Source organism: Nocardioides aquiterrae (assembly GCF_039526625.1).
Taxonomy (GTDB): Bacteria; Actinomycetota; Actinomycetes; order Propionibacteriales; family Nocardioidaceae; genus Nocardioides; species Nocardioides aquiterrae.
In genome coordinates this window covers 105,218-126,840 of the sequence record NZ_BAAAJE010000007.1, presented here as the reverse complement: position 1 = coordinate 126,840, position 21,623 = coordinate 105,218, and the positions used below count along the sequence as shown (strand labels likewise).

Sequence of the window (21,623 nt, the reverse complement as noted above, 5' to 3'; positions counted from 1 at the left end):
TCCACCGTACGGACCCGTCCTGACGGGCGTAGCGTGCCGGCATGTCGGACACTCGGACGGACCTCCTGGTCCTCGGCGCAGGGCCCTACGCCTACGCCGCCGCGGCGTACGCCCGCGACCGCGGCATCGACACGCACGTCGTCGGGATCCCGATGGCGTTCTGGCGGGACCGGATGCCGCAGGACATGTACCTGCGCTCCGGCACCGACTGGTACCTCGACGCGAACCGCGAGGCCACCTTCGAGGCGTTCTTCGAGGAGCGCGGGCTGGACCCCGCCGAGAACGACCCGATCCCGATCTCGGTGTTCCTCGACCACGCCGACTGGTTCGGTGCCCGCAAGGGCGTGGTCGCCGACCAGCGGCTGGTCGCGGACCTGACCAAGCCGAACGGCACCTTCGTCGCGGCCATGGAGGACGGGACGAGCATCGAGGCGGACAAGGTCGTCGTCGCGCCCGGCGTGGGGTTCTTCGCCCAGCTGCCCGACTGGCACGACCGGGTGCCGGACCGGCTGCGCACGCACACGCTCGACCGGGTGACCTTCGACGACCTGGCCGGCGCGCGCGTGGCCGTCATCGGCGGCCGGCAGAGCGCCTACGAGTGGGCCGCGCTGCTGTGCGACCAGGGCGCCGCCCGGGTGGACGTCGTGCACCGGCACCCGACGCCGGCGTTCGCGAAGGTCAGCTGGCGGTTCGTCGACCCGTACGTCGAGCAGACGCTCGCGCACCGCGGGTGGTGGCGCGCTCTCACACCGGCGGAGCGTGCCGGCATCGCCCAGCAGTTCTGGGAGGTCGGCCGGCTCACGCTCGAGCACTGGCTGGTGCCGCGGCTCCGCCCGGACGTCGTGCACCGCCACCCCGAGTGCGCGGTCGTCGACGTCGCGGGTGACGGGCCGGTGGCCCTGACGCTCTCCGACGGCTCGTCGCTCGAGGTGGACCACGTGGTGTTCGCGTCCGGCTACCAGCCCGACGTCGCGCGGGTGCCGTACCTGGCCGGCGTGCTCGACCGGATCAGCGTCACCGACGGCTTTCCCGACCTCTCCGAGGGCTTCGAGACCAGCCTGCCCGGCCTCTACGCGGTCGGCTTCCTGGCCACCCGCGACTTCGGCCCGTTCTACGGGTTCACCAAGGGGTGCCCGTCGGCGGCGAAGCTCGTCGTCGACGAGATGCTGCGCTGACCGCCGGTCACCGGCTGCAGAGCGTCTCGGTGAGCCGCTGGACCGGGCTCTCGATGCCCCACCGGGCGCCGAGCTCGGCGACGCGGGCCAGGTCGCGCGGCTCCGCGGGCACGGCGGTGGCGGGGGAGCCCAGGTCGAGGTCGCGGGCGACCGCCACGACCTGCGGGGCCACCTCGAGGTACGCCGCCGCGGCCTTGATCTTGCCGCGCGGACCCGGGCCCATGTCGGAGTCCGGGTCCAGCGCCGCGGCGACGATGCCGTCCATGTCGCCGAACCGGTCCAGCAGCGTTGCCGCGGTCTTCTCGCCGATCCCGGCGACCCCGGGCAGCCCGTCGGAGGCGTCGCCACGCAGCGTCGCGAAGTCGGCGTACTGGTGGGCGTCGATGCCGTACTTCGTGCGCACCCAGTCGTTCGTGACCCGCTCGTGGTTGCCCACGCCGCGCGCGATGTAGAGGACCCGGACGTCGCGCTCGTCGTCGACCAGCTGGAACAGGTCGCGGTCCCCGGTCACGATGTCGACGGGCTGGCGCGCCTGGCTGGCCAGGCTGCCGATCACGTCGTCGGCCTCGTAGCCGTCCTTGCCGACCACGCAGATCCCGAACGCCTCGAGCACGTCGCGGATGATCGGCACCTGCACCTCGAGCGGGTCCGGCACCTCCTCGACGTCCGGCTCGCCGGACCGCTCCGCGACGACCCGGTGCGCCTTGTACGAGGGGAGCAGGTCGACCCGCCACTGCGGACGCCAGTCGTTGTCCCAGCAGCACACCAGGTCGCTGGGCCGGTAGTCGGTCACCAGCCGCGAGATGAAGTCGAGGAAGCCGCGCACCGCGTTCACCGGCGTCCCGTCGGGGCCCTTGATCTCGGGGACCCCGAAGAAGGCCCGGAAGTACATGGAGGCGGAGTCGAGGAGCATCAGGCGTCCGGGCTCGGTCACGGAGCAGATCCTGCCATGGTGTATGCCCTACCCTGCTCGCGTGACCCAGTCAGAGCTCGAAGGCACCGATCGCAAGATCCTGGAGCTGCTCGCCCGCGACGGCCGGATGTCCTTCACCGACCTCGGGAAGGCGACCGGGCTCTCGACGTCCGCGGTCCACCAGCGGGTGAAGCGGCTGGAGTCGCGCGGGCTGATCACCGGGTACGTCGCCACCGTCGACCACGAGCAGCTCGGCCTGCCCCTGACGGCGTTCATCTCGATCCGCCCGATCGACCCCTCCCAGCCCGACGACTCGCCCGAGCGGCTGCGCGAGGTCAGGGAGATCGAGTCCTGCTGGTCGGTCGCCGGCGACGAGTCCTACATCCTCAAGGTCCGGGTCGCCACCCCCACCGACCTCGAGGACCTCCTGGCCCGCATCCGCGCCGCCGCCAACGTCTCCACCCGCACCACGATCGTGCTGTCCACGCCGTACGAGGGGCGCCCGATCGGCTGACTGCCGCCTCGGTGTTGGTGCGGATTGGTCACCAACCGCACGTCGGGAGCGCTCCCACCTGCGGTTGGTGACCAATCCGCGTGCGTTCCGGCGTCACCGGCCCAGCAGGGAGAGGGCGTGGCGGACGACGGTGGTGACGTCGCCGAGGCCCGCCTCGAAGTCGGTGAGCTCGGCGCCGAACAGCTCGAGCCCGCGGCGCTGCGACTCGTCCAACCGCTCCGGGCGCGCGAGGTACAGCGGCAGGACCAGCCGGCCGTGCAGGTCGTGCAGGCGGCCGGCGCGGAGCGCGAGCTCGCCGGCCGTGGCCTCCACCCGGCCCAGGGCGACGACGGTCTCGGCATCGACGACGGTCAGGGCGCTGCCCTGCAGGCTGCCGAGCAGGTCGGGCGGGACCAGGATCGGCAGGTCCCGGAGCGCCTCCCACTCCGGCTGCTCCTCGGCCAGGAGCGCGGCGACCGCGCCGCGGGTTCCTTCGACGGCGTCGCGGACCAGGGGCGCCGCGGTCTCGGTGCCGACGAGGCTGCCGGCCACGGCAGCCAGGTACCGCTCCGTCCAGGCGCGCAGCATCCGCCGCTCCCGGACGTTCTCCACGACGAACGCGAGCATCGCGCCGAGGAACACCGAGCCGATGGCACCGAGCACGCTCACGGGCTCATCCTGACGGCCGGAGCCGTCGGGGAAGGGCCGACCCGCCGGGGCGGGCACCTGCGCGGATTGGTCACCAACCGCGCGTCGGGAGCGCTCTCACGTGCGGTTGGTGACCAATCCGCATCAACCGACCGGTTGCGGAAGCAGCGGCCGGGGCGGGGTCACCAGGCCTGCAGCGCCGCCGTCCGGCGGGACGCCTCGGCGACCTCGGCGGCCTTGAGGGCGCTGGAGTCGAGGTCGGCGTGCTGGGCCCACCACTGCTGGCCCGCGGCCGGGAGCGTGTGGATCGGGTCGTAGTACTCGTAGGTCTTCGTCAGCGCCTCGGGGTCGGCCGCCTCGATCGACGTGCGGTAGTTCTTGGTCCAGTAGGAGATGCCGCGCTCGGTGTCGTACGACGCGAGCTGGTGCACCCAGCGCTTGCCCACGAACGGGACGTCGCACACGATCCGCGGGGTCGCGAAGCCGGGCAGGTAGCCCATGATGTGGTGCTGCAGCCGCTGCGCGTCGGCGACCGAGACCCGCCAGTGCTCCGAGAACGGGATCATGTCGCACATGTAGAAGTAGTACGGCATGATCTGGGCGCCATCGAGCAGCCGGAAGCACAGGTCGAGCAGCGCGTGCGGGTCGGCGTTGACGCCGTTGAGCAGCACGCCCTGGTTGCGGACGTCGCGGACGCCGGCGTCCAGCATCGCCTGTGCCGCGCGGGCGACCAGCGGCGTGATGGAGTTCGCGTGGTTGGCGTGGGTGTGGATGGCGATCGACACGCCGCGCGAGCGCGCCGTACCGGCCACGCGTTCCATGCCGGCCCGGACGTCGTCCTGGAGCCAGTGGTGGGGGAGTCCGACCAGGGCCTTGGTGGCGAGCCGGATGTCGCGGATGTTCTCGATCTCCAGCAGCGACGCCAGGAACGACTCCAGGCGCGGCCACGGCATGTTCGCCACGTCGCCACCGGAGACCACGACGTCGCGCACCGACGGGGTACGCCGCAGGTAGTCGAGCATCTCGCCGAGCCGGTCGTGGGGCTTGCCGACGAACTTCAGCTTGTCCACGGTGGGCGTGGAGTTGCCGACGAGGTCCATGCGGGTGCAGTGGCCGCAGTACTGCGGACAGGTGGGCAGCAGCTCGGCGAGCACCTTGGTGGGATAGCGGTGGGTGAGCCCCTCGGCCACCCACATGTCGTGCTCGTGCAGCGAGTCCCGGGTGGCGTGCGGGTGCGAGGACCAGTCGGTGCGCCGGTCGGAGAAGACCGGGACCATGTAGTGGCGGACCGGGTCGGCGTAGAAGGCCTCGGTCAGCGAGCCCGGGCCGGAGGGGACCTCGTGCGGCACCATCGTGTTCATCATCTGCGGCGGCACGAGCATCGACATCGTCGCCCGCTCGGCCTGGTCGCGTTCGAGGTCGGCATAGAACCGCTCGTCGAGCAGGTCGCCCATCAGCTCGCGCAGCTGCTTGACGTTCTTCACGCAGTGGGCGCGCTGCCACTGCACGGACTCCCACTCCTCGGTGGTGACGTCGCGCCAGCCCGGGAACCGGGTCCAGTCCGGCTCGACCAGCTCGACCCGGCGATACGGGTACGGCTGGCCGGTCTCTTCCCAGAAGTCGGATGCCGTGATCGAGGTCTCGATGCTCACTCCGCCACTGTAGGCGGCAATTCTCCGGCCTGTCGAATGCCGCGCCGGAGAATCTTTCGTTAGGCTGCCGTTGTGCGAGACGTTCACCCCGCCCGCTCCGGCGCTCGACCCAGCGACCCGACCGGCCTGCACCGTGTCCTCGACGCCCGCGACGCCGGCGGCGGTGTGCGGCTGCCCCAGGCGGCCGAGCGGCTGGACACCCGCCGCGAGCTGTGGCCCGACGAGGTCCGGATCCGCGTCGAGCGGCTCAACCTGGACGCGGCGTCGTTCCGCCAGCTCGAGCGCAAGCACGGGGGAGACGGGGCCGCCGTCCGCGCCGAGGTCCTCGACATCGTCCGCACCCGCGGCAAGATGCAGAACCCCGAGACCGGCTCGGGCGGCATGCTGGTCGGCACCGTCGAGGAGGTCGGCCCGGAGTCGCCGCTCGGCCTCGCCGTCGGCGACCGGGTCGCCACGCTGGTCTCCCTCACCCTGACGCCGCTGGTCATCGAGGACGACCTGTCCCGGTGGGACGGGCGGAGCGAGCAGGTGCCCTGCGACGGGTACGCCGTGCTGTTCGGCCGCTCGATCGCGGCGGTGCTGCCCGACGACCTCCCGGCGGAGCTCAGCCTCGCGGTCATGGACGTGTGCGGAGCCCCGGCGCTCACCGCCCGCGTCGTCGAGAAGTACGACCAGGCCGTGGTCGCGGTGATCGGCGGCGGCGGCAAGTCCGGCTCGCTGAGCCTCGCCGCGGCGCGCCGGGCCGGGGCCAAGCGCACCATCGGCGTCGTCCCCCGCGAGGCCGAGGCCGCGCTGCTCCGCGAGGCCGGGCTCGCCGACGAGGTCGTGGTCTGCGACGCCCGCGACCCGATCGCGCTGCGCGACGCGGTCACCGCGGCCGGGGGACCCGCCGACGTCACCGTGGTCTGCGTGGACGTCCCCGGCTGCGAGGGCGGCGCGATCCTCGCGACCGCCGACCGCGGCACGGTCGTCTTCTTCTCCATGGCGACCTCCTTCTCCGCCGCCGCGCTGGGTGCCGAAGGGCTGGCCGCGGATGTCACGATGCTGGTCGGCACCGGCTACACGCCGGGCCACGCGGCGTACGCCCTCGAGCTGCTCCGGGAGAACCCGGGCGTACGCGGCCTGTTCGAGAGGAGGAGGGGATGACCTCGACACCACGGGGCAAGCTCGACCTCGACCCGGCCACCGTCCGCCACGCCCGCTCCCTGGCGCGCAAGGCCGGGCGGCCGATCGTGACCATGGCGAAGAAGCACACCACCGTCGCCGTCGAGCGCGCCACGCTGCGCCTGGCCGGCCTCGAGGGCGCCGACCCGGACGGGACGCCGTGGGTGAACCGGCTGATGGACGTCGTCCGCGCCGACACCGGGCTCGAGCACGGCGTCGCGCTGCCGGTGTGGGACGCGCTGCTGCGCGGCGAGGCCGACGATCTGGCCACGCTGGCCGAGAAGGCGTCGGCCGGCTCGGTGCGGTTCCGGCTGCCGGAGGGCAAGGACGCCGAGCGCGCCCGCCGGGCCGCGCGACGGCAGGTCGGGCGGGGCATCAAGCGCATCGACGCCCGCCGCGCGGAGCGCGACCGGCTGATCCGGCGCTTCGGCGACGCGCCGCGGCAGCCGTGGATCTACCTGATCGTCGCGACCGGCGACATCTACGAGGACATCCCGCAGGCGCAGGCCGCGGCCCGCGAGGGCGCCGACGTGATCGCGGTGATCCGCTCCACCGGCCAGAGCCTGCTGGACTTCGTGCCCGAGGGCGCGACCCGCGAGGGCTTCGCCGGCACTTACGCCACCCAGGAGAACTTCCGCCTGATGCGGGCGGCGCTGGACGAGACCAGCAAGGAGCTGGGCCGCTACGTCCGGCTGACCAACTACGCCTCCGGGCTCTGCATGCCGGAGATCGCCGCGCTCGCCGGCCTCGAGCGGCTCGACATGATGCTCAACGACTCGATGTACGGGATCCTCTTCCGCGACATCAACCCGGTCCGCACCTTCGTCGACCAGCGCTTCAGCCGCCAGGTCCACGCCCGGGCCGGCATCATCATCAACACCGGCGAGGACAACTACCTCACGACCGCGGACGCCGTCGAGGCGGCCCACACCGTGACGACCAGCCAGCTGCTCAACGAGTACTTCGCCAAGGAGGCGGGCCTCGAGGACTGGCAGCTCGGCCTGGGACACGCGTTCGAGATCGACCCCGACGTCCCCGACTCGTTCCGCCTCGAGCTCGCGCACGCGCTGCTGGCCCGCGAGCTGTTCCCGGACGCGCCCCTGAAGTGGATGCCGCCCACGCGGCACATGACCGGCGACGTGTTCCGCGGCTACCTGCTGGACGGCTTCTTCAACCTGGTCGGGGCGCTCACCGGCCAGGGCATCCTGCTGGTCGGCATGATGACCGAGGCGGTGGTGACGCCGTGGTTGTCCGACCGGGACCTGGCGCTGCAGAACGTCCGGTACGTCATGAACGCCGCGGGCAACCTGCACGAGGACTTCCGGCCCGCTCCGGACGGCTTCATCGTCCAGCGGGCCAACCAGGTGCTCGCCGAGACGATCGAGCTGCTGGATCGGATCGTCACCGACACCGACGCCGCCGGTGACCCGCCGCTGCTCGCCGCCATCGCCGACGGCACGTTCGGGCTGATGAAGCGGCCCCCGACCGGCGGCAAGGGTCTCGACGGCGTGGCCCGCACGTCGAGCGCCTACTACAACCCGGCGACCGAGATCCTGGAGGAGCGAGCATGAGCCACGTCGTACGCCCGTACGGCGACACCACCGGCGACGGCATGGTGCAGGTGAGCTTCACCCTGCCCGTCCCGCACTCCAAGGTCGCCGAGGGCGCCGCCGCCCAGCTCGCGAAGAAGATGGGCCTGGACCCCGCGCTGGTGGTGCACGCCAAGCCGATGGGCCCGGACTTCACGTTCTTCGTCGTGTACGGGCGGGTGCACCACCTGGTGAACCTGGACGAGGTCGAGGTCGTCGAGCGGGACTACCCGCTGCTGACGCCGAAGGAGGCGAACGCGGCGATCAAGCGGGCGCTGCGCCGCCGGCTGGTGGTCGTCGGCGGCTGCATCGGCACGGATGCGCACACCGTCGGCATCGACGCGATCCTCAACATCAAGGGGTTCGCGGGGGAGAAGGGGCTCGAGTACTACCGGGAGCTGAAGGTGGTGAACCTCGGTGCCCAGGTGTCGGTCCCGCAGCTCGTCGAGCGCGCCCGCGCCGAGAAGGCCGACGCCGTCCTCGTCTCGCAGGTGGTCACCCAGCGCGACGCCCACCTGCTCAACACCCGGGAGATGTCCGCGGCGTTCCGCGAGTCCTACCCGTCGGACCGGCGGCCGCTGCTCATCGTCGGCGGCCCGCGCTTCGACGAGGCCATGGCCGCGGAGCTCGGCGTCGACCGGGTCTTCACCCGGGGCACCACGCCCGGCGAGGTCGCGTCGTACCTGGTCCACCGGCTCGCGACGAAGGGAGCAGCAGCATGAGCGCCCGGTCGTCGGCCGAGGTCGGCATGACCGTCGTGCACCGCCGGTACGTGCCGTACTCGCACGCCCACTACGCCGGCAACCTCGTCGACGGCGCCTACAGCCTCGGGCTGTTCGGGGACATCGCGACCGAGATGTGCATCCGCACCGACGGCGACGAGGGGCTGTTCGCGTCGTACTCCGACGTCCAGTTCCGGGCGCCGGTGCGCGCCGGCGACGTCCTCGAGATCAGCTGCGAGCTGGTGCGCGTCGGCACCCGGTCGCGGGTGATGGAATTCGTCGTCCGGGTCGTCGCCCGCGGCGCCGCCACCGAGGAGAGCCCCGGCGCCGCGGCCGTGCTGGCCGAGCCGATCGTGGCGACGACGGCGACCGGTACGGTCGTCGTACCCGGCTGACCGGCGGGTCGCCGCGACACGCCGACCACGATCCGAAATTTCCCCCGGATTTTCGTGGCCCGGATCACACCGCTGACCTGCGGTTTCGCGTGTTTTCGCAGGTCAGCGGCCTCTTGACGACGGCCACCGCCAGGTTTCAATCTGTGCGGCGTTCGCCCATGCAGATCGTGGCCGGCGAACCGACGTCCGAGTGGCCGCGTCGGAGGGTGGGAGTGCCAGCCATCCGTTCGACCTGGTTCGCGGAGGTCGGTCCGCCCCCGGGGGCGAGCACGGACGGGACCCGCGTCCCCTAGACAACAGCCTGTTCTCGGCAGCCGGTCGAGGACGGACTGGTCCGAAGGGTGCGGGTCCCTTCCGATGTCCCGGTAATTTTCTGGTCATGGGACTTCGCGTGCTGGCCGCACTCGCCTGCGGGGCGGCGCTGTCGCTCGCGTTCGAGCCGGTCGCCCAGCCGATCGTCATCCCGTTCGCGGTCGCGGCGTTCGTGCTCTGCTGCCGCGGCCTGCGGCTGCGCAGCGGCTGGATCCCCGGGCTGGCGTTCGGGATCGGGTTCCAGTACGTCCTGATCTTCTGGATGCGCGCCGTCGGCCCCGACGCCTGGGTGGCGCTGGCGACGGCCGAGGCGGCGTTCCTCGGCGTGCTCGGGTCGCTCACCGCGGTCCTCACCCGGCACCGCTGGTGGCCGCTGTGGGTGGCCGCCGCGTGGACGGCGGTCGAGGTCTGGCGCAGCGGCTGGCCGTTCAGCGGCATGCCGTGGGGCCGGCTGGCGTTCGCCGTCGTCGACACCCCGGTCGCGAGGTCGCTGCCCTGGATCGGCGCGGTCGGCGTCAGCTTCGTGCTCGCGCTGAGCGGCACCCTGCTGGCCTGGCTGGCCGTGGCTCGCGGCCGGGAACGCCGGCTCGCGGGGGTCGCGCTCGGTGGGCTGGTGGTCCTGGCGCTGGTGCCGGTCGCGGTGCCGTGGGAGTCGACCCCGGAGTCCGAGGTCACGGTGGCGGTCGTCCAGGGCGACGTCCCGGGCAACGGCGACGACATCCTCTACGACTTCCGGCAGGTGACGCAGAACCAGGTCGACCTGACCGTGCAGCTCGCGCGCGACGTCCAGGCCGGCGCGGAGCCGCGCCCGGACTTCGTCCTCTGGCCGGAGAACTCCACCGCGATCGACCCGTTCCGCGACGCCCAGACCAACAGTGGCATCCGGACCGCCAGCGCGGCCATCGGCGTCCCGATCCTGGTGGGCGCGATCGTCGACGGCGGCCCCGGTCACGTGCTCAACCAGGGCATCGTGTGGGACCCGGCGACCGGGGCGGGGGACCGCTACACCAAGCGGCATCCGGTCCCGTTCGGCGAGTACATCCCCGCCCGCGAGTTCTTCACGCGGCAGTTCGGCCGCCTGGCCGAGGTGCCCCGCGACATGCTGAGCGGCACCCGCACGGAGCCGCTGCGGGTCGCCGGCGTCGAGGTGGCGGACTCGATCTGCTTCGACGTCGCCTACGACGACGGCATCTACGCCCAGGTCGCCCGCGGCGCCCAGCTGCTCACCGTGCAGACCAGCAACGCGACGTTCATCCACACCGACCAGGTCGAGCAGCAGTTCGCGATCACGCGGCTGCGCGCGATCGAGACCGGCCGGTGGCTGGCGGTGTCGTCGACCAACGGGGTCACCGGGGTGATCGCACCCGACGGATCGGTCGTGGCCAGCGCGGCGCAGCGCACCCAGGCGGTCCTGGTCGAGAAGGTCGGCCTCGAGTCCGGCGTCACGCCCGCGGTGCGGATGGGCCCGTGGCCCGGCCGGTTCCTCATCGCGCTCACCGCCGTCGGCCTGCTCTTCACCGTCCTCTCATCCGGCCTCCCGTATGGTCGGCGCCGGAACCGGCAGCAGGCCGAGGACGACGGCCCGCCGGCCACGGACGTCCCGGTCGCGGCCACCGCGAGCGAAGGGACGAACGCGTGAGCCTGGGACGGGTCGTCGTGGTGATCCCGACGTACAACGAGGCGGAGAACCTCGCGTGGATCGTCGGGCGGCTGCGGGCCGCGGAGCCGGAGGTCGACGTCCTCGTCGTCGACGACGGCTCACCCGACGGGACGGGGGCGATCGCCGACGACCTCGCGGCCGCCGACAGCCGCGTGCGGGTGGTGCACCGGACCGCCAAGGCCGGGCTCGGCGCGGCGTACCTGCACGGCTTCCGGGTGGCGCTGGACGCCGGCTACGACGTGATCGGCGAGATGGACGCCGACGGGTCCCATCAGCCCGAGCAGCTGCACCGGCTGCTCGAGGCCCTCGAGGGCGCCGACCTGGTGATCGGGTCGCGCTGGGTGCCGGGCGGGTCGGTCGTGAACTGGCCGCTGAACCGCGAGCTGCTCTCGCGCGGCGGGAACCTCTACGTCCGGATGCTGCTCGGGATCTCCGTGCGCGACGCGACCGCCGGCTTCCGCCTGTTCCGCCGCACCGCGCTGGAGAAGATCGACCTGGAGGCCGTGCAGTCGACCGGGTACGTCTTCCAGACCGACATGGTCGCCCGCACGCTGGCGGCCGGCCTGGTGGTCAAGGAGGTGCCCATCGAGTTCGTGGAGCGGGTCCGTGGGGACTCCAAGATGAGCGGCGCGGTCGCGACCGAGTCGCTGAAGCGGATCACGGCCTGGGGCCTGCGGGAGCGCCGGGACCAGGTCCGCCGGGTCTGGCGGCGCCGATGAGCCCGCGCCGGCGCACGATCCCGCTCGTGCTGGTCACCGTCTTCGTGCTGATGCCGCTGCTGGAGATCTACGTGATCGTCCAGGTCGGCCAGGTCATCGGCGCGTGGTGGACGATCCTGCTGCTGGTCGCCGACAGCATCTTCGGTGCCTGGCTGCTGCGGCACGAGGGCGCCCGCGCCTGGCGGGCGCTGCGGGACGCCCTGCAGGCCGGCCGGCTCCCGTCGAACGAGATCGCGGACGGCGCGCTGATCCTGGTCGGCGGGACGCTGATGCTGGCTCCCGGCTTCGTCACCGACGCCTTCGGGATCCTGCTGATCCTGCCGTTCACCCGGCCGGCGTTCCGGCGGCTGCTCGCGACCGCCGTCGCGCGGCGCCTGGTCCTGGACGTGACACGCCCCGGACCCGGGCCGCAGGGGCCGGTGGTCCGGGGCGAGGTCGTCGACGACGACTGACTAGCGGCCGAGCCTCTCGTGCGGACCGGCCGGTCTCGACACGCCGGTCGCGGCTCGCTCGACCACCATCAAGGCGCCCGCCTTCGCTGCGCTCAGGCGCTCGCCTTACGCTTCTTCTGGTTGGCGCGGTGCAGGTGCGCGGGACCGATCTCCCCGTCGCGGAGCAGCTGGAGCCGCTCCTTGAGGATGTCCTCGAGCTCCTTCTCCGAGCGGCGCTCGAGGAGCATGTCCCAGTGGGTGCGGGCGGGCTTCTCCGCCTTCGCCTCCGGCTGGATGCCCGAGACGCTCAGCGCCTCGGCGCCGCAGCGCGGACACTCCCAGACCGCCGGGACGTCGGCCTCGACCGACATCGTGATCTCGAACTCGTGCCCCTGCGGGCACCGGTAGCCGACCTGCTGGCGAGCCGCGAACTCGATGCCGCGCTCGTCCTCGAAGCTCTGGCCGCCCAGTCGCGCTCCACGCAGTGTGCGCTCTGCCATGAGCCACCTCCCGATCCTGTGTTCCCCCGTGTGCCTGTCCGAGACGGACTCAGCCGGCGCTCATGACGGCGTCACGCGCACGCCACCAACACCGCAATCCCGATACGTGTCGTACCCAGTTCGTCGACGTCTCAACCTCTTCAACGGTACGGGGCCCGGGAAGATTCCGGGAATCCTCGGCAGTGGGCGCGTTCACACCACCGTCGGCAGCGGGTTGCCGGCCTCCTGGATGCCGCGGCGGGGGTCGACCCGGAGCAGGAGGCCGATGCCGAGCACGAACAGCACCACGAGCGCGAGGAGCGCGGGGCGGTAGGAGTCCGTCCACTGGTGGACGAGGCCGAAGATCAGGGTGCCGACCCAGCTCGTGCCGCGCTCGCAGGCCTGGTACAGCGAGAAGTACTCCGCCTCCCGCCCCCGCGGGATCAGCTGGCTGTAGAACGAGCGGGAGAGCGCCTGGGTGCCGCCGAGCACGACCCCGATGGCGACCGCCAGCAGCAGGAACAGCGGCAGGTTCTCGTCGGGGGTCAGCCAGCCGGCGACGACCACGAGCAGCCAGATGAACAGCCCGGTCAGGATCACCCGGTACGCGCCGCGGCGGCGGGCCAGGCGCCCGAACCCCAGTGCCCCGGCGATGCCGACGAACTGGACGACGAGGAAGGCGAGCAGCACCGTGCTCTTCTCGAAGCCGAGCTGCTTCTCGCCGTACACGCTCGCGGCGTAGATCACGGTCTGGATGCCGTCGTTGTAGAAGAGGTAGGCGACGAGGAAGGTGAGCGTGACCGGGTAGTTCCGGAGGTCCTTGAGCGTGTGCCACAGCTGCCCGAAGCTCGCCTGGACGAGGCCCCCGGGCTCCGCGTCCGGGTTGACAGGCGGGCGGGCGCGGATGCCGCGCACCGGGATGACCGTGAACACCGCCCACCACACGCCGGCGGACAGCAGGCTGATCCGCACCGCCAGCTCGGTGTGGTCGCTCAGCACGGTGAGGAGGACGAAGTTCAGGGCGAGCAGGAGGCCGCCGCCGAGGTAGCCCAGCGCCCAGCCGCGGGACGAGACCCGGTCGCGGTCGTCGGGGTCGGCGATGTCGACGAGCAGGGAGTCGTAGACGACGAGGCTGGCGCCCAGGAAGAGCGTCGCGAGCAGCAGCAGGACCGCGCCGAGCTGCCAGTTCGACCCGGCGACCAGGAACATCAGCATCGCCATCGCGCTGCCCGCCCACGCGAACCCGCCGAGCAGCTTCGGCTTGTTGCCGCTGCGGTCGGCGACCGCGCCGACCACGGGGAGGACGAACGCGGACAGGATGGTGCTGATCGTGACGACGTAGAAGACCAGCGAGCCGGCCGAGACGCCGATCCCCAGCACGTGCAGGTCGGTCGTGCACTTGTAGCCGGCGTCCTCGTCGGTCGCCCGGCCGCAGGCGGCCTTCTCGGCCACCGAGGTCAGGTACGGCGAGAACAGCACCGCGGCCGTGGTCGTGACGAAGGCGCTGTTGGCCCAGTCGTACCAGTACCAGGCCTTCTGCTCGCGCTCCCGTTCCGGCGCGACGGTCGTCACCGGTCGCCCCGCCACTGGCCGCGCTCGATCAGCACGTCCCTGAGTATGTCGGTCCGGTCGGTGAAGATGCCGTCGACGCCCCGGTCGAGCAGCTCGTGCATCTCGGCGGCGCCGTCGATGGTCCACGCGTGCACCTGCAGGCCCGCCGCGTGCGCCCGGCGTACCAGGCCCGGGGTGAGGACGGTGAGCGCGCCGCGACGGTGCGGCACCTGGAAGGCCTGGAACCGCTTCCGGGTCAGCAGCGCCGCCGCCCGGCTCGGCAGCAGGCGGAACGCGACGATCTCCACCGGCGTCGCGCAGGTCGGCACCCGGCCGCCGGTGAGCTCGCGGAACCGCGTCGTCCGCCGCCGGGAGAACGAGCCGACCAGAACCCGGTGCCAGGCCTCGCGGGCGGCGAGGAAGTCGGCGAGCGCGGGGACGGCACCGTCGGCCTTCAGGTCGATGTTGAACCGGGCATCGGGGAACGCGTCGAAGAGCTCCGCGAGCGTCGGCACCGACTCGCGGCCGCCGACCAGCGCCTCCCGGACCTCGGCCAGGGTGAGCGCCGCGATCTCGCCGCGCCGGTCGGTGACCCGGTCCAGGACCGTGTCGTGGAAAGCCAGCAGCACGCCGTCCCGGGTGACGTGCACGTCCGTCTCCAGGTAGCGGTAGCCGAGCTCCGCGGCGTGGCGGAACGCCGCCAGGGTGTTCTCCAGGCCCTCGATCTCGGGGTGGTAGGCACCACCCCGGTGGGCGAAGGCGAGCACGGGGCCGGGGTCGTCCAGGTAGGCGTAGCCGGTGCGGGGGGTGACCACGGGTGCAGTATTCACCGGCCCGGCTCCGACGACCGCGGCCGGTGGGGCGGTAGCGTCGTCGCATGGAGAGCTTGACCTGTCCTCGCTGCGGCACCGAGATGGTCTCCCGGGCGCTGAGCGCCTCGCTCGGGGACGGCGAGGTCAGCCTGTGCCCGGACGGCCACGGAGTCTTCCTGGCGCGTGCCGACCTCGGCGCCCTGATCGAGTCCGAGAGCGACTGGCACCGCCACGCCGGTCAGCACACCGCCCCGATGCCGCGGATCACCGCCGACATGGCCGCCCCGCCGGTGGGCAAGACGCCGCCGCGGGCGTGGGTGGAGACGCTGTTCGAGTAACGGACCGCGCGGTGGTTGAGGAGGTTGCGCAGCAACCGTCTCGAAACCACCTGCGCGCGACTCGTCTTCGTTGACCGACTGGGTTTCGAGACGCCGGTTGCGAGCTCGTTCCTCGCTCGCACGGCTCCTCAACCTGGCTGCAGATTCCCGGCCTTCGCAAGCTCAGGCCGGGGCAGCTCAGATATCCCGGAACGTCTCGATGGACGCGCCGAGCTGGTTGAGCCGCTCGGCGAGGTCCTCGTAGCCGCGGTGGATGACGTAGGTCGAGCGCAGCACCGAGGTGCCCTTCGAGGCGAGCATGGCGAGCAGGATCACCACGGCCGGGCGGAGGGCGGGCGGGCAGACCAGCTCGGTGCCGGTGAACGACGTGGGGCCCTCGATCATCACCCGGTGCGGGTCGAGCAGCTTGACCCGGGCGCCGAGCTTGTTCAGGTCGGTCAGGTAGATCGCCCGGTTCTCGTAGACCCAGTCGTGCAGCAGGGTCTGGCCCTCGGCGACAGCGGCGATCACCGCGAAGAACGGCAGGTTGTCGATGTTGAGGCCCGGGAACGGCATCGGGTGGATCTTGTCGAGCGGGGCGTGCAGCTCGGACGGCTTCGTGGTGATGTCCACCAGCCGGGTCTGGCCGTTGAGCGCGACGTACTCCTCGGAGCGGTCGTACTGCAGGCCCATCTCCTCCAGGAGGGCGAGCTCGATCTCCATGAACTCGATCGGCACACGGCGCACGGTGATCGAGGACTTGGTGACGATCGCCGCGGCGAGCAGCGACATCGCCTCGATCGGGTCCTCGCTGGGCGCGTAGTCGACGTCGACGTCGATCTCGGCGCGGCCGGTGACGCTCAGGGTCGTGGTGCCGACGCCCTCGATCGTCACGCCGAGCCGCTGCAGGTAGAAGCACAGGTCCTGGACCATGTAGTTGGACGAGGCGTTGCGGATCACGGTGGTGCCGGGGTGCAGCGCGGCCGCCATCAGCGCGTTCTCCGTGACGGTGTCGCCGCGCTCGGTCAGCACGATCGGACGGCCCGGCTCGATGGCCCGGTTCACCGAGGCGTGGTAGCTGCCGTCGGTCGCCTTGACCTCCAGGCCGAAGGGCCGCAGCGCGGCCATGTGCGGCTCGACGGTGCGGGTGCCGAGGTCGCACCCGCCGGCGTACGGGAGCTCGAAGACGTCCGCGCGGTGCAGCAGCGGGCCGAGGAACATGATGATCGAGCGGGTACGGCGCGCCGCCTCCGCGTCGACGTGGTCGAGGTCGAGCTCCTTGGGCGGCACGATCTCGAGGTCGTTGTCGTCGTTGAGCCACCGGCACTGGACGCCCAGGCTGGTCAGCACCTCGATCAGCCGGTTGACCTCCTCGATCCGCGCGACCTTGCGCAGCGTGGTCCGGCCGCGGTTCAGCAGGGTGGCGCACAGCAGCGCGACCCCGGCGTTCTTGGACGTCTTGACGTCGATCTCGCCCGACAGCGTCGTCGGGCCGGTGATCCGCAGGTGGGTGGGGCCGGCGCCCAGGGCCACGATCTCGGAGTCGAGTGCCGCACCGATCCGCGCGAGCATCTCCAGGGACAGGTTCTGGTGCCCCTTCTCGATCCGGTTGATGGCGCTCTGACTGGTCCCGAGCAGGTCGGCGAGCTGGTGCTGGGTCAGGCCGCGGTGCTTGCGGGCGTCCCGGATGAGGTTCCCGATCCGGTTCTTGTATCCCTCGCTCATGCGCACCACGGTAACTCACATGTGAGATAAGGCAACTCAGCGTGGTGCCGGGGTGTCGGGGCCCGGGGGAGCGGCTCAGGCCCGGCTGGGAGGATGGTGGCCATGCGAGCGACGACGATCCACGGCCCCCGCGACATCCGCGTCAGCGAGGTCCCCGACCCCACCATCCAGGCACCCACCGACGCGATCGTGAAGGTCGTGGCCGGCTGCGTCTGCGGGTCGGACCTGTGGCCGTACCGCGGCGAGAACCCGATCACGCCGGGCGACACCATCGGGCACGAGTGCGTCGGCATCGTCGAGGAGGTCGGCGCCGCGGTCACCTCGTTCAAGCCGGGCGACTTCGTGGTCGTGCCGTTCGACCACTGCGACAACACCTGCCCGCACTGCCGGTTCGGCGCCCAGAACGGCTGCGTCAACCTCGGCTTCACCGTCAGCGGCCAGGCGGAGTACGCCCGGGTCACCCAGGCCGACGGGAGCCTGGTCGCGACCGACGGCGTCCCGGACGCGTCGCTGCTGCCGTCGGTCCTGACGATCTCCGACGTGATGCCGACCGGCTGGCACGCCGCGGTCTCGGCCGGCGTCCGCCGCGGCGGTACGGCGGTCGTGGTCGGTGACGGCGCCGTCGGGCTGTGCGGCGTGCTCGCCGCCAGGGTGCTCGGCGCGGAGACCATCGTGGCCATGTCGCGGCACGAGCCGCGCCAGCAGATCGCCCGCGCGTTCGGGGCCACCCACGTGGTCGCCGAGCGCGGTGACGCCGGCGTGGAGGCGATCAAGGAGATCACCGGGGGCGTGGGCGCCGACGCCGTCCTCGAGTGCGTGGGCACCGACGAGGCGATGAGGTCGGCGTTCCAGATGGCCCGGCCCGGCTCGACGGTCGGCTTCGTCGGCGTGCCGCACGGCGTCGAGCTGCCGGTCCGCCGGATGTTCCAGGGCAACATCGGGCTCGCCGGCGGCATGGCGCCGACCCGCAAGTACATGCCCGAGCTGCTCGCGATGGTGCTCGACGGCAGCATCGAGCCCGGGCTGGTCTTCGACCTCACCCTGCCGCTCGACGAGGTCGCCGAGGGCTACCGCGCGATGGACGAGCGGCGCGCGGTGAAGGTGCTCATCGAGCCCTGAGCTCGAACCCTGGGATTCCAGCCCGGTGCGGGCGGGTCAGCGGTCGCCGGCGCCGTACAGGATCGCGCCGGCGAGCATCGACGCGCCGCCGACCAGCTCGGACACGAACACCGTGGTGGGGTCGTCCAGGAACACCGCGAACAGGATCAGCAGGATCCCGGCGAGCGCGACGATGCCGAGCAGCGGCCGCTTCGGCAGCGAGGTGTTCAGGCCCATCGCGCAGACGAGGACGACGGTGGCCGCGAAGCCGTCGCGGTAGCCGGCCCACATGCCGTCGGCCCCGGTGCCGTAGATCAGCCAGGTCGCGAGGACCACACCGATGCCCGCCGCCACGATCAGGGTCCAGCCGAACGGGCGGACGACCGGGACGGGCTCGAGGGGGGTGGCAGGCGCGGCGGGGACCGCCGGAGTGGCGTCGGGGCGCTTCACGGGAGTCGACATGGGAAGAAGGGTATTAGGTTCAGCACCATGCTTGTCCTCGGGCCACTCCTTCGGTACGTCGACGACACGTCCGCCACGATCTGGGTCGAGACGGCCGGCGCCGCGACGGTCACCGTCACCGCGGGGGAGCAGAGCGCGTCCGCGCGGACCTTCGCCGCTCATGGCCACCACTACGCGCTGCTGGAGGTGACCGGACTGCCGCCCGGCACCCGCACCGAGTACGCCGTCGCGGTTGACGGCGTGCGCGTGTGGCCGTCGAACGACCCCGAGCTCGCCGAGTTCCCGCCGTCGGTGATCCCGACGCTGGAGCCCGGCAAGCCGCTGCGCCTGGCGTTCGGCTCCTGCCGGGTCAGCGTCGGCCACGACGCCGAGGGCAACGCCGAGTTCGGCGTGGACGCCCTCCGGGCGTACGCGCTGTTCATGGCCGGCCGGACCACCAGTCGCTCCGACGACGACGAGCGCTGGCCGGACCTGGTGCTGTTCCTGGGCGACCAGGTGTACGCCGACGAGACCAGCCCGAAGATGCGCGAGTTCATCGAGCAGCGCCGCGACCCCGAGCAGGCGCCGTGGTGGGAGCTGAAGGACTACGAGGAGTACGCGCACCTCTACGCGCTCGCGTGGTGCGATCCCGCGAACCGCTGGCTGCTCTCCACGCTCCCGAGCGCGATGATCTTCGACGACCACGACATCCGCGACGACTGGAACACCAGCTGGTCCTGGAAGCAGCGGATGGCCGCCACCGACTGGTGGCACGACCGCATCGTGGGTGGGCTCGGCTCGTACTGGGTCTACCAGCACCTGGGCAACCTGGCGCCCGAGGACCGCGCGACCGACGAGCTGTGGCAGCGGATCACGTCGTACGACGGCGACGGCGAGCTGGACATCACCGCCCCGCTCGACGCGCTGGCGGAGGGCGCGGACCGGGAGCCCGACTGCTACCGCTGGAGCTTCGCGCGCGACTTCGACACCCAGGCCCGGTTGGTGGTGATCGACTCCCGGGCGGCCCGCGTGCTGGAACCCGACCGGCGCTCGATGCTCGACGACGCGGAGCTGGCCTGGGTCGACGAGCACCTGCAGGGCGACGTCGACCACCTCATCGTCGGCACGTCGCTGCCGTTCCTGCTGGCGCCGGGCCTGCACCACATCGAGTCGTTCAGCGAGTCCATCGCCGAGGGCGCGTGGGGCGCGCCGGGGAGGTGGCTGGGGGAGCGCGCCCGCCAGCAGGCGGACCTCGAGCACTGGGCGGCCTTCCAGCAGGGCTTCCGCGACGTCGCCGGGATGGTCCTGGAGGTCGCCTCCGGCAAGCGCGGCCGGCCGCCGCGGACGATCACGTTCCTGTCCGGCGACGTGCACCACAGCTACGTCGCCGAGGCGTGGCCGCGCCACGGCGTGGTCGCGAGCCGGGTCCTGCAGGCGGTGTGCTCGCCGATCCGCAACCCGCTGCCGGCGCCGATGCGGGGCTTCATCGACATCGCGTCGCGCCGGGGGACCGGGAAGCTCGGCCGGGTGCTGTCGCTGGCCGGCCGGGTCACGCTGGAGCCGCTGCGGTGGGCGGTGACCCAGGGCCCCTGGTACGACAACAACCTCGCGGTGCTGGAGCTCGACCCCGCCGGGATGCGGATGTGGTGGGTCGCGGGGGAGGAGGTCGACGGCCGCCCGGAACTGCCCGTGCTCAAGCGGGTGGCGACCGTCGACCCGGTCGGCTGAGGCGCCGAGACGCTGCGCCTGGCCGACGTTCCTGGAAGGGGGTCGGAGCAGGTCGAACGGGTGGAGTCAGACGGTGGCGAGCTGCGCGTACTTGCTCGGCCGCAGCGGGACGCAGTCACACCCGTCCCCGCACTCGAGGTAGGTGTGGAGGGCGTGCCCGCAGTGTGGGCACGGCATGTCGTGCGTGAGGTGCTGCGCGTTCGTCTGGACGGTGTCCCACATGGTTCTACCTCCTCTCGAGCATCGGTGGATGCCCCCCTTGGGCGATGATCCGTACTCCTGAGGAGCGTCCCCGGAGCCGCGGGATACATCGCTCTCGACGGTAAAGACCCGGGCGGAGCCGCGCTCGCGGTTCCGGAAACAATGCCCCGCACGGGTCACCCGGGGATGGTCCGTCCGGGCCACGGGTGCCCAACCCGCCGGACGCCGCCGGGCCCATGGCTCATGCTGGTCCCCGTGCGCGTGCTCCGCTCCGTCCCGGTGGTCGTCCTGACCGCGGTCCTCCTCACCGGCTGCTCCGGCAGCGACGGCTCCTGCTCGGGCCACGCCTACCACCCCTCGCTGGACCAGCAGGGAGCCGAGACCCCGATCCGGGCGCTCGAGGTGTGGCTGGGCAGCCACGAGGGCTTCGACCAGCAGCCCCCCGACGCGGGCTGGATCCAGCAGGACACCGGGGAGAAGGACCCGGCACGGGTCGTGCTCACCAACGAGGACGGCGACGGCTGGTGGGTCTCGACGGTCCGGACCGGCACGGGCGGGTACGTCGTCGAGCAGGCCACCGACAACGCCGCGGCCTGCCAGGACGAGCTGCCGTGATCGCCGCGGCCGCGCTGGCCGTGGCCATCACCGCGCACGCGCCGGCCCAGGTGCAGATCGACGACACCCTGCCGGTCCGCGGGCACGCGGTGGTGGCCGACGCACCGCGCACGGTGCGGCTCCAGGAGCGGGCGCACACGGGGGAGTGGTACCTGGTCGCGACCGAGCGGACCCGCCGTACCGGCTGGTTCCACTTCGCGGTGTCGTCCGGGAACCGGCTGACCGAGCGGACCTTGCGGGTGGTCGCCGCGCCCTCGCACGGGCTGCCGCGCGTGCACGCCGCGCCGTTCACGGTCGAGATCGTGATGCGCGAGCTGGGATGATCGTCGGGTGACCAGCAGATCCGGGGAGGCCGACCGCCTGCGCGAGCTCGCGCTCCTGCGCCGGGTGCGCGACCGGATCGACCGGGAGTACGCCCAGCCCCTGGACGTCGAGGCGCTGGCGCTGGACGTGCACCTGTCCGCGGGGCACCTGAGCCGCCGGTTCAAGGCGGCGTACGGCGAGTCGCCGTACAGCTACCTGATGACGCGGCGGATCGAGCGGGCGATGGCGCTGCTGCGCGGCGGCGACCTCAGCGTCACCGACGTGTGCTTCGCGGTCGGCTGCCAGTCGCTCGGGACGTTCAGCACCCGCTTCACCGAGCTGGTCGGGATGCCGCCGAGCGAGTACAAGCGGCTGGCCGGTGCCGGCGCGGCCGGGATCCCGCACTGCGTGCTCAAGCAGGTCGCGAGACCGGTCAGGAATCGAGAAGCACCGGCCGCGGCGCACTACTAGCGTGCGTCC

24 protein-coding genes are annotated in these 21,623 nt (G+C 72.1%); 15 read left to right on the top strand and 9 right to left on the bottom strand.

Features of this window, described 5'->3' with window-relative positions:
* Positions 1–41 precede the first annotated feature (41 nt).
* Entirely contained in the window at positions 42–1,175 is a 1,134-nt protein-coding gene (locus ABD086_RS10725) for an FAD-dependent oxidoreductase (RefSeq protein ID WP_343907517.1), read from the top strand.
* A gap of 7 nt (positions 1,176–1,182) precedes the next feature.
* On the opposite strand, the gene ABD086_RS10720 is transcribed toward ABD086_RS10725, so the two are convergent.
* Positions 1,183–2,088: a 5'-3' exonuclease gene (locus ABD086_RS10720; protein ID WP_425571594.1), complete on the bottom strand. Its 906-nt coding sequence runs from the start codon at positions 2,086–2,088 to the stop codon at positions 1,183–1,185.
* A 61-nt stretch (positions 2,089–2,149) separates the two neighbouring features.
* Between ABD086_RS10720 and ABD086_RS10715 the strand changes: the two genes are divergently transcribed.
* Complete coding sequence (locus ABD086_RS10715) at positions 2,150–2,602, top strand: Lrp/AsnC family transcriptional regulator (protein WP_343907515.1); 453 nt, start codon at positions 2,150–2,152, stop codon at positions 2,600–2,602.
* A 93-nt stretch (positions 2,603–2,695) separates the two neighbouring features.
* Here the strand turns inward: ABD086_RS10715 and ABD086_RS10710 are convergent, their stop codons facing one another.
* Both ABD086_RS10710 and ABD086_RS10705 read right to left on the bottom strand, forming a co-directional pair.
* Complete coding sequence (locus ABD086_RS10710) at positions 2,696–3,250, bottom strand: hypothetical protein (RefSeq protein ID WP_343907514.1); 555 nt, start codon at positions 3,248–3,250, stop codon at positions 2,696–2,698.
* Positions 3,251–3,411: 161 nt separating this feature from the next.
* The gene (locus ABD086_RS10705) at positions 3,412–4,881 is read right to left on the bottom strand and encodes a KamA family radical SAM protein (protein ID WP_343907513.1); all 1,470 of its coding nucleotides are present in this window, start codon (positions 4,879–4,881) and stop codon (positions 3,412–3,414) included.
* A gap of 72 nt (positions 4,882–4,953) precedes the next feature.
* Here ABD086_RS10705 and kdd point away from each other — a divergent pair, with 72 nt between their 5' ends.
* The 7 genes from kdd to ABD086_RS10670 all read left to right on the top strand — a co-directional run bounded on the left by kdd (position 4,954) and on the right by ABD086_RS10670 (position 11,894).
* Entirely contained in the window at positions 4,954–6,027 is a 1,074-nt protein-coding gene (gene kdd, locus ABD086_RS10700) for an L-erythro-3,5-diaminohexanoate dehydrogenase (protein ID WP_343907512.1), read from the top strand.
* Positions 6,024–7,616: a lysine 5,6-aminomutase subunit alpha gene (gene kamD, locus ABD086_RS10695; RefSeq protein WP_343907511.1), complete on the top strand. Its 1,593-nt coding sequence runs from the start codon at positions 6,024–6,026 to the stop codon at positions 7,614–7,616. The genes kdd and kamD overlap by 4 nt, the downstream gene beginning before the upstream one ends.
* Positions 7,613–8,356 (top strand): lysine 5,6-aminomutase subunit beta, encoded by a 744-nt coding sequence (gene kamE, locus ABD086_RS10690; RefSeq protein WP_343907510.1) that lies wholly within the window; start codon positions 7,613–7,615, stop codon positions 8,354–8,356. The genes kamD and kamE overlap by 4 nt, the downstream gene beginning before the upstream one ends.
* Positions 8,353–8,751 carry a 3-aminobutyryl-CoA ammonia lyase gene (gene kal / locus ABD086_RS10685; protein WP_343907509.1) on the top strand — a complete coding sequence of 133 codons (399 nt, stop codon included), beginning with the start codon at positions 8,353–8,355 and terminating at the stop codon, positions 8,749–8,751. The genes kamE and kal overlap by 4 nt, the downstream gene beginning before the upstream one ends.
* A 379-nt stretch (positions 8,752–9,130) precedes the next feature.
* Positions 9,131–10,702 (top strand): apolipoprotein N-acyltransferase, encoded by a 1,572-nt coding sequence (gene lnt / locus ABD086_RS10680; protein WP_343907508.1) that lies wholly within the window; start codon positions 9,131–9,133, stop codon positions 10,700–10,702.
* Entirely contained in the window at positions 10,699–11,442 is a 744-nt protein-coding gene (locus ABD086_RS10675; RefSeq protein WP_343907507.1) for a polyprenol monophosphomannose synthase, read from the top strand. Before lnt ends, ABD086_RS10675 begins: the two co-directional genes overlap by 4 nt.
* Positions 11,439–11,894, top strand: a complete 456-nt coding sequence (locus tag ABD086_RS10670) for an FxsA family protein (protein WP_343907506.1) — start codon at positions 11,439–11,441, stop codon at positions 11,892–11,894. The genes ABD086_RS10675 and ABD086_RS10670 overlap by 4 nt, the downstream gene beginning before the upstream one ends.
* A gap of 92 nt (positions 11,895–11,986) precedes the next feature.
* Here ABD086_RS10670 and ABD086_RS10665 read toward each other — a convergent pair whose 3' ends face one another.
* The 3 genes from ABD086_RS10665 to ABD086_RS10655 all read right to left on the bottom strand — a co-directional run bounded on the left by ABD086_RS10665 (position 11,987) and on the right by ABD086_RS10655 (position 14,718).
* Complete coding sequence (locus tag ABD086_RS10665; RefSeq protein ID WP_343907505.1) at positions 11,987–12,373, bottom strand: RNA polymerase-binding protein RbpA; 387 nt, start codon at positions 12,371–12,373, stop codon at positions 11,987–11,989.
* A gap of 192 nt (positions 12,374–12,565) precedes the next feature.
* Positions 12,566–13,924 carry an MFS transporter gene (locus ABD086_RS10660; RefSeq protein ID WP_343907504.1) on the bottom strand — a complete coding sequence of 453 codons (1,359 nt, stop codon included), beginning with the start codon at positions 13,922–13,924 and terminating at the stop codon, positions 12,566–12,568.
* The gene (locus tag ABD086_RS10655) at positions 13,921–14,718 is read right to left on the bottom strand and encodes a glycerophosphodiester phosphodiesterase family protein (RefSeq protein ID WP_343907503.1); all 798 of its coding nucleotides are present in this window, start codon (positions 14,716–14,718) and stop codon (positions 13,921–13,923) included. The genes ABD086_RS10660 and ABD086_RS10655 overlap by 4 nt, the downstream gene beginning before the upstream one ends.
* 62 nt (positions 14,719–14,780) lie before the next feature.
* On the opposite strand from ABD086_RS10655, the gene ABD086_RS10650 reads away from it, so the two are divergent.
* Positions 14,781–15,053, top strand: coding sequence for a zf-TFIIB domain-containing protein (locus ABD086_RS10650; RefSeq protein ID WP_343907502.1), 273 nt, complete (start codon positions 14,781–14,783; stop codon positions 15,051–15,053).
* 177 nt (positions 15,054–15,230) lie between these two features.
* Here the strand turns inward: ABD086_RS10650 and ABD086_RS10645 are convergent, their stop codons facing one another.
* On the bottom strand, positions 15,231–16,757 hold the full coding sequence (locus ABD086_RS10645) for a helix-turn-helix domain-containing protein (RefSeq protein ID WP_343907501.1): 1,527 nt from the start codon (positions 16,755–16,757) through the stop codon (positions 15,231–15,233).
* 102 nt (positions 16,758–16,859) lie between these two features.
* Here ABD086_RS10645 and ABD086_RS10640 point away from each other — a divergent pair, with 102 nt between their 5' ends.
* Complete coding sequence (locus ABD086_RS10640; protein WP_343907500.1) at positions 16,860–17,876, top strand: zinc-dependent alcohol dehydrogenase family protein; 1,017 nt, start codon at positions 16,860–16,862, stop codon at positions 17,874–17,876.
* Positions 17,877–17,912: 36 nt separating this feature from the next.
* Here the strand turns inward: ABD086_RS10640 and ABD086_RS10635 are convergent, their stop codons facing one another.
* Positions 17,913–18,317 (bottom strand): hypothetical protein, encoded by a 405-nt coding sequence (locus ABD086_RS10635; protein ID WP_343907499.1) that lies wholly within the window; start codon positions 18,315–18,317, stop codon positions 17,913–17,915.
* A gap of 27 nt (positions 18,318–18,344) precedes the next feature.
* On the opposite strand from ABD086_RS10635, the gene ABD086_RS10630 reads away from it, so the two are divergent.
* Positions 18,345–20,024 carry an alkaline phosphatase D family protein gene (locus ABD086_RS10630; protein WP_343907498.1) on the top strand — a complete coding sequence of 560 codons (1,680 nt, stop codon included), beginning with the start codon at positions 18,345–18,347 and terminating at the stop codon, positions 20,022–20,024.
* Positions 20,025–20,090: 66 nt separating this feature from the next.
* Here ABD086_RS10630 and ABD086_RS10625 read toward each other — a convergent pair whose 3' ends face one another.
* Positions 20,091–20,246, bottom strand: coding sequence for a hypothetical protein (locus ABD086_RS10625; RefSeq protein ID WP_343907497.1), 156 nt, complete (start codon positions 20,244–20,246; stop codon positions 20,091–20,093).
* Between the two features lie 234 nt (positions 20,247–20,480).
* Here ABD086_RS10625 and ABD086_RS10620 point away from each other — a divergent pair, with 234 nt between their 5' ends.
* Genes ABD086_RS10620 through ABD086_RS10610 form a run of 3 tightly spaced genes read left to right on the top strand, consistent with a single transcriptional unit; the run spans position 20,481 to position 21,614 of the window.
* Positions 20,481–20,840 carry a hypothetical protein gene (locus ABD086_RS10620; protein WP_343907496.1) on the top strand — a complete coding sequence of 120 codons (360 nt, stop codon included), beginning with the start codon at positions 20,481–20,483 and terminating at the stop codon, positions 20,838–20,840.
* Positions 20,837–21,163: a hypothetical protein gene (locus ABD086_RS10615; protein ID WP_343907495.1), complete on the top strand. Its 327-nt coding sequence runs from the start codon at positions 20,837–20,839 to the stop codon at positions 21,161–21,163. Before ABD086_RS10620 ends, ABD086_RS10615 begins: the two co-directional genes overlap by 4 nt.
* A 7-nt stretch (positions 21,164–21,170) precedes the next feature.
* Positions 21,171–21,614: a helix-turn-helix transcriptional regulator gene (locus tag ABD086_RS10610; protein WP_343907494.1), complete on the top strand. Its 444-nt coding sequence runs from the start codon at positions 21,171–21,173 to the stop codon at positions 21,612–21,614.
* Positions 21,615–21,623: the final 9 nt, after the last annotated feature.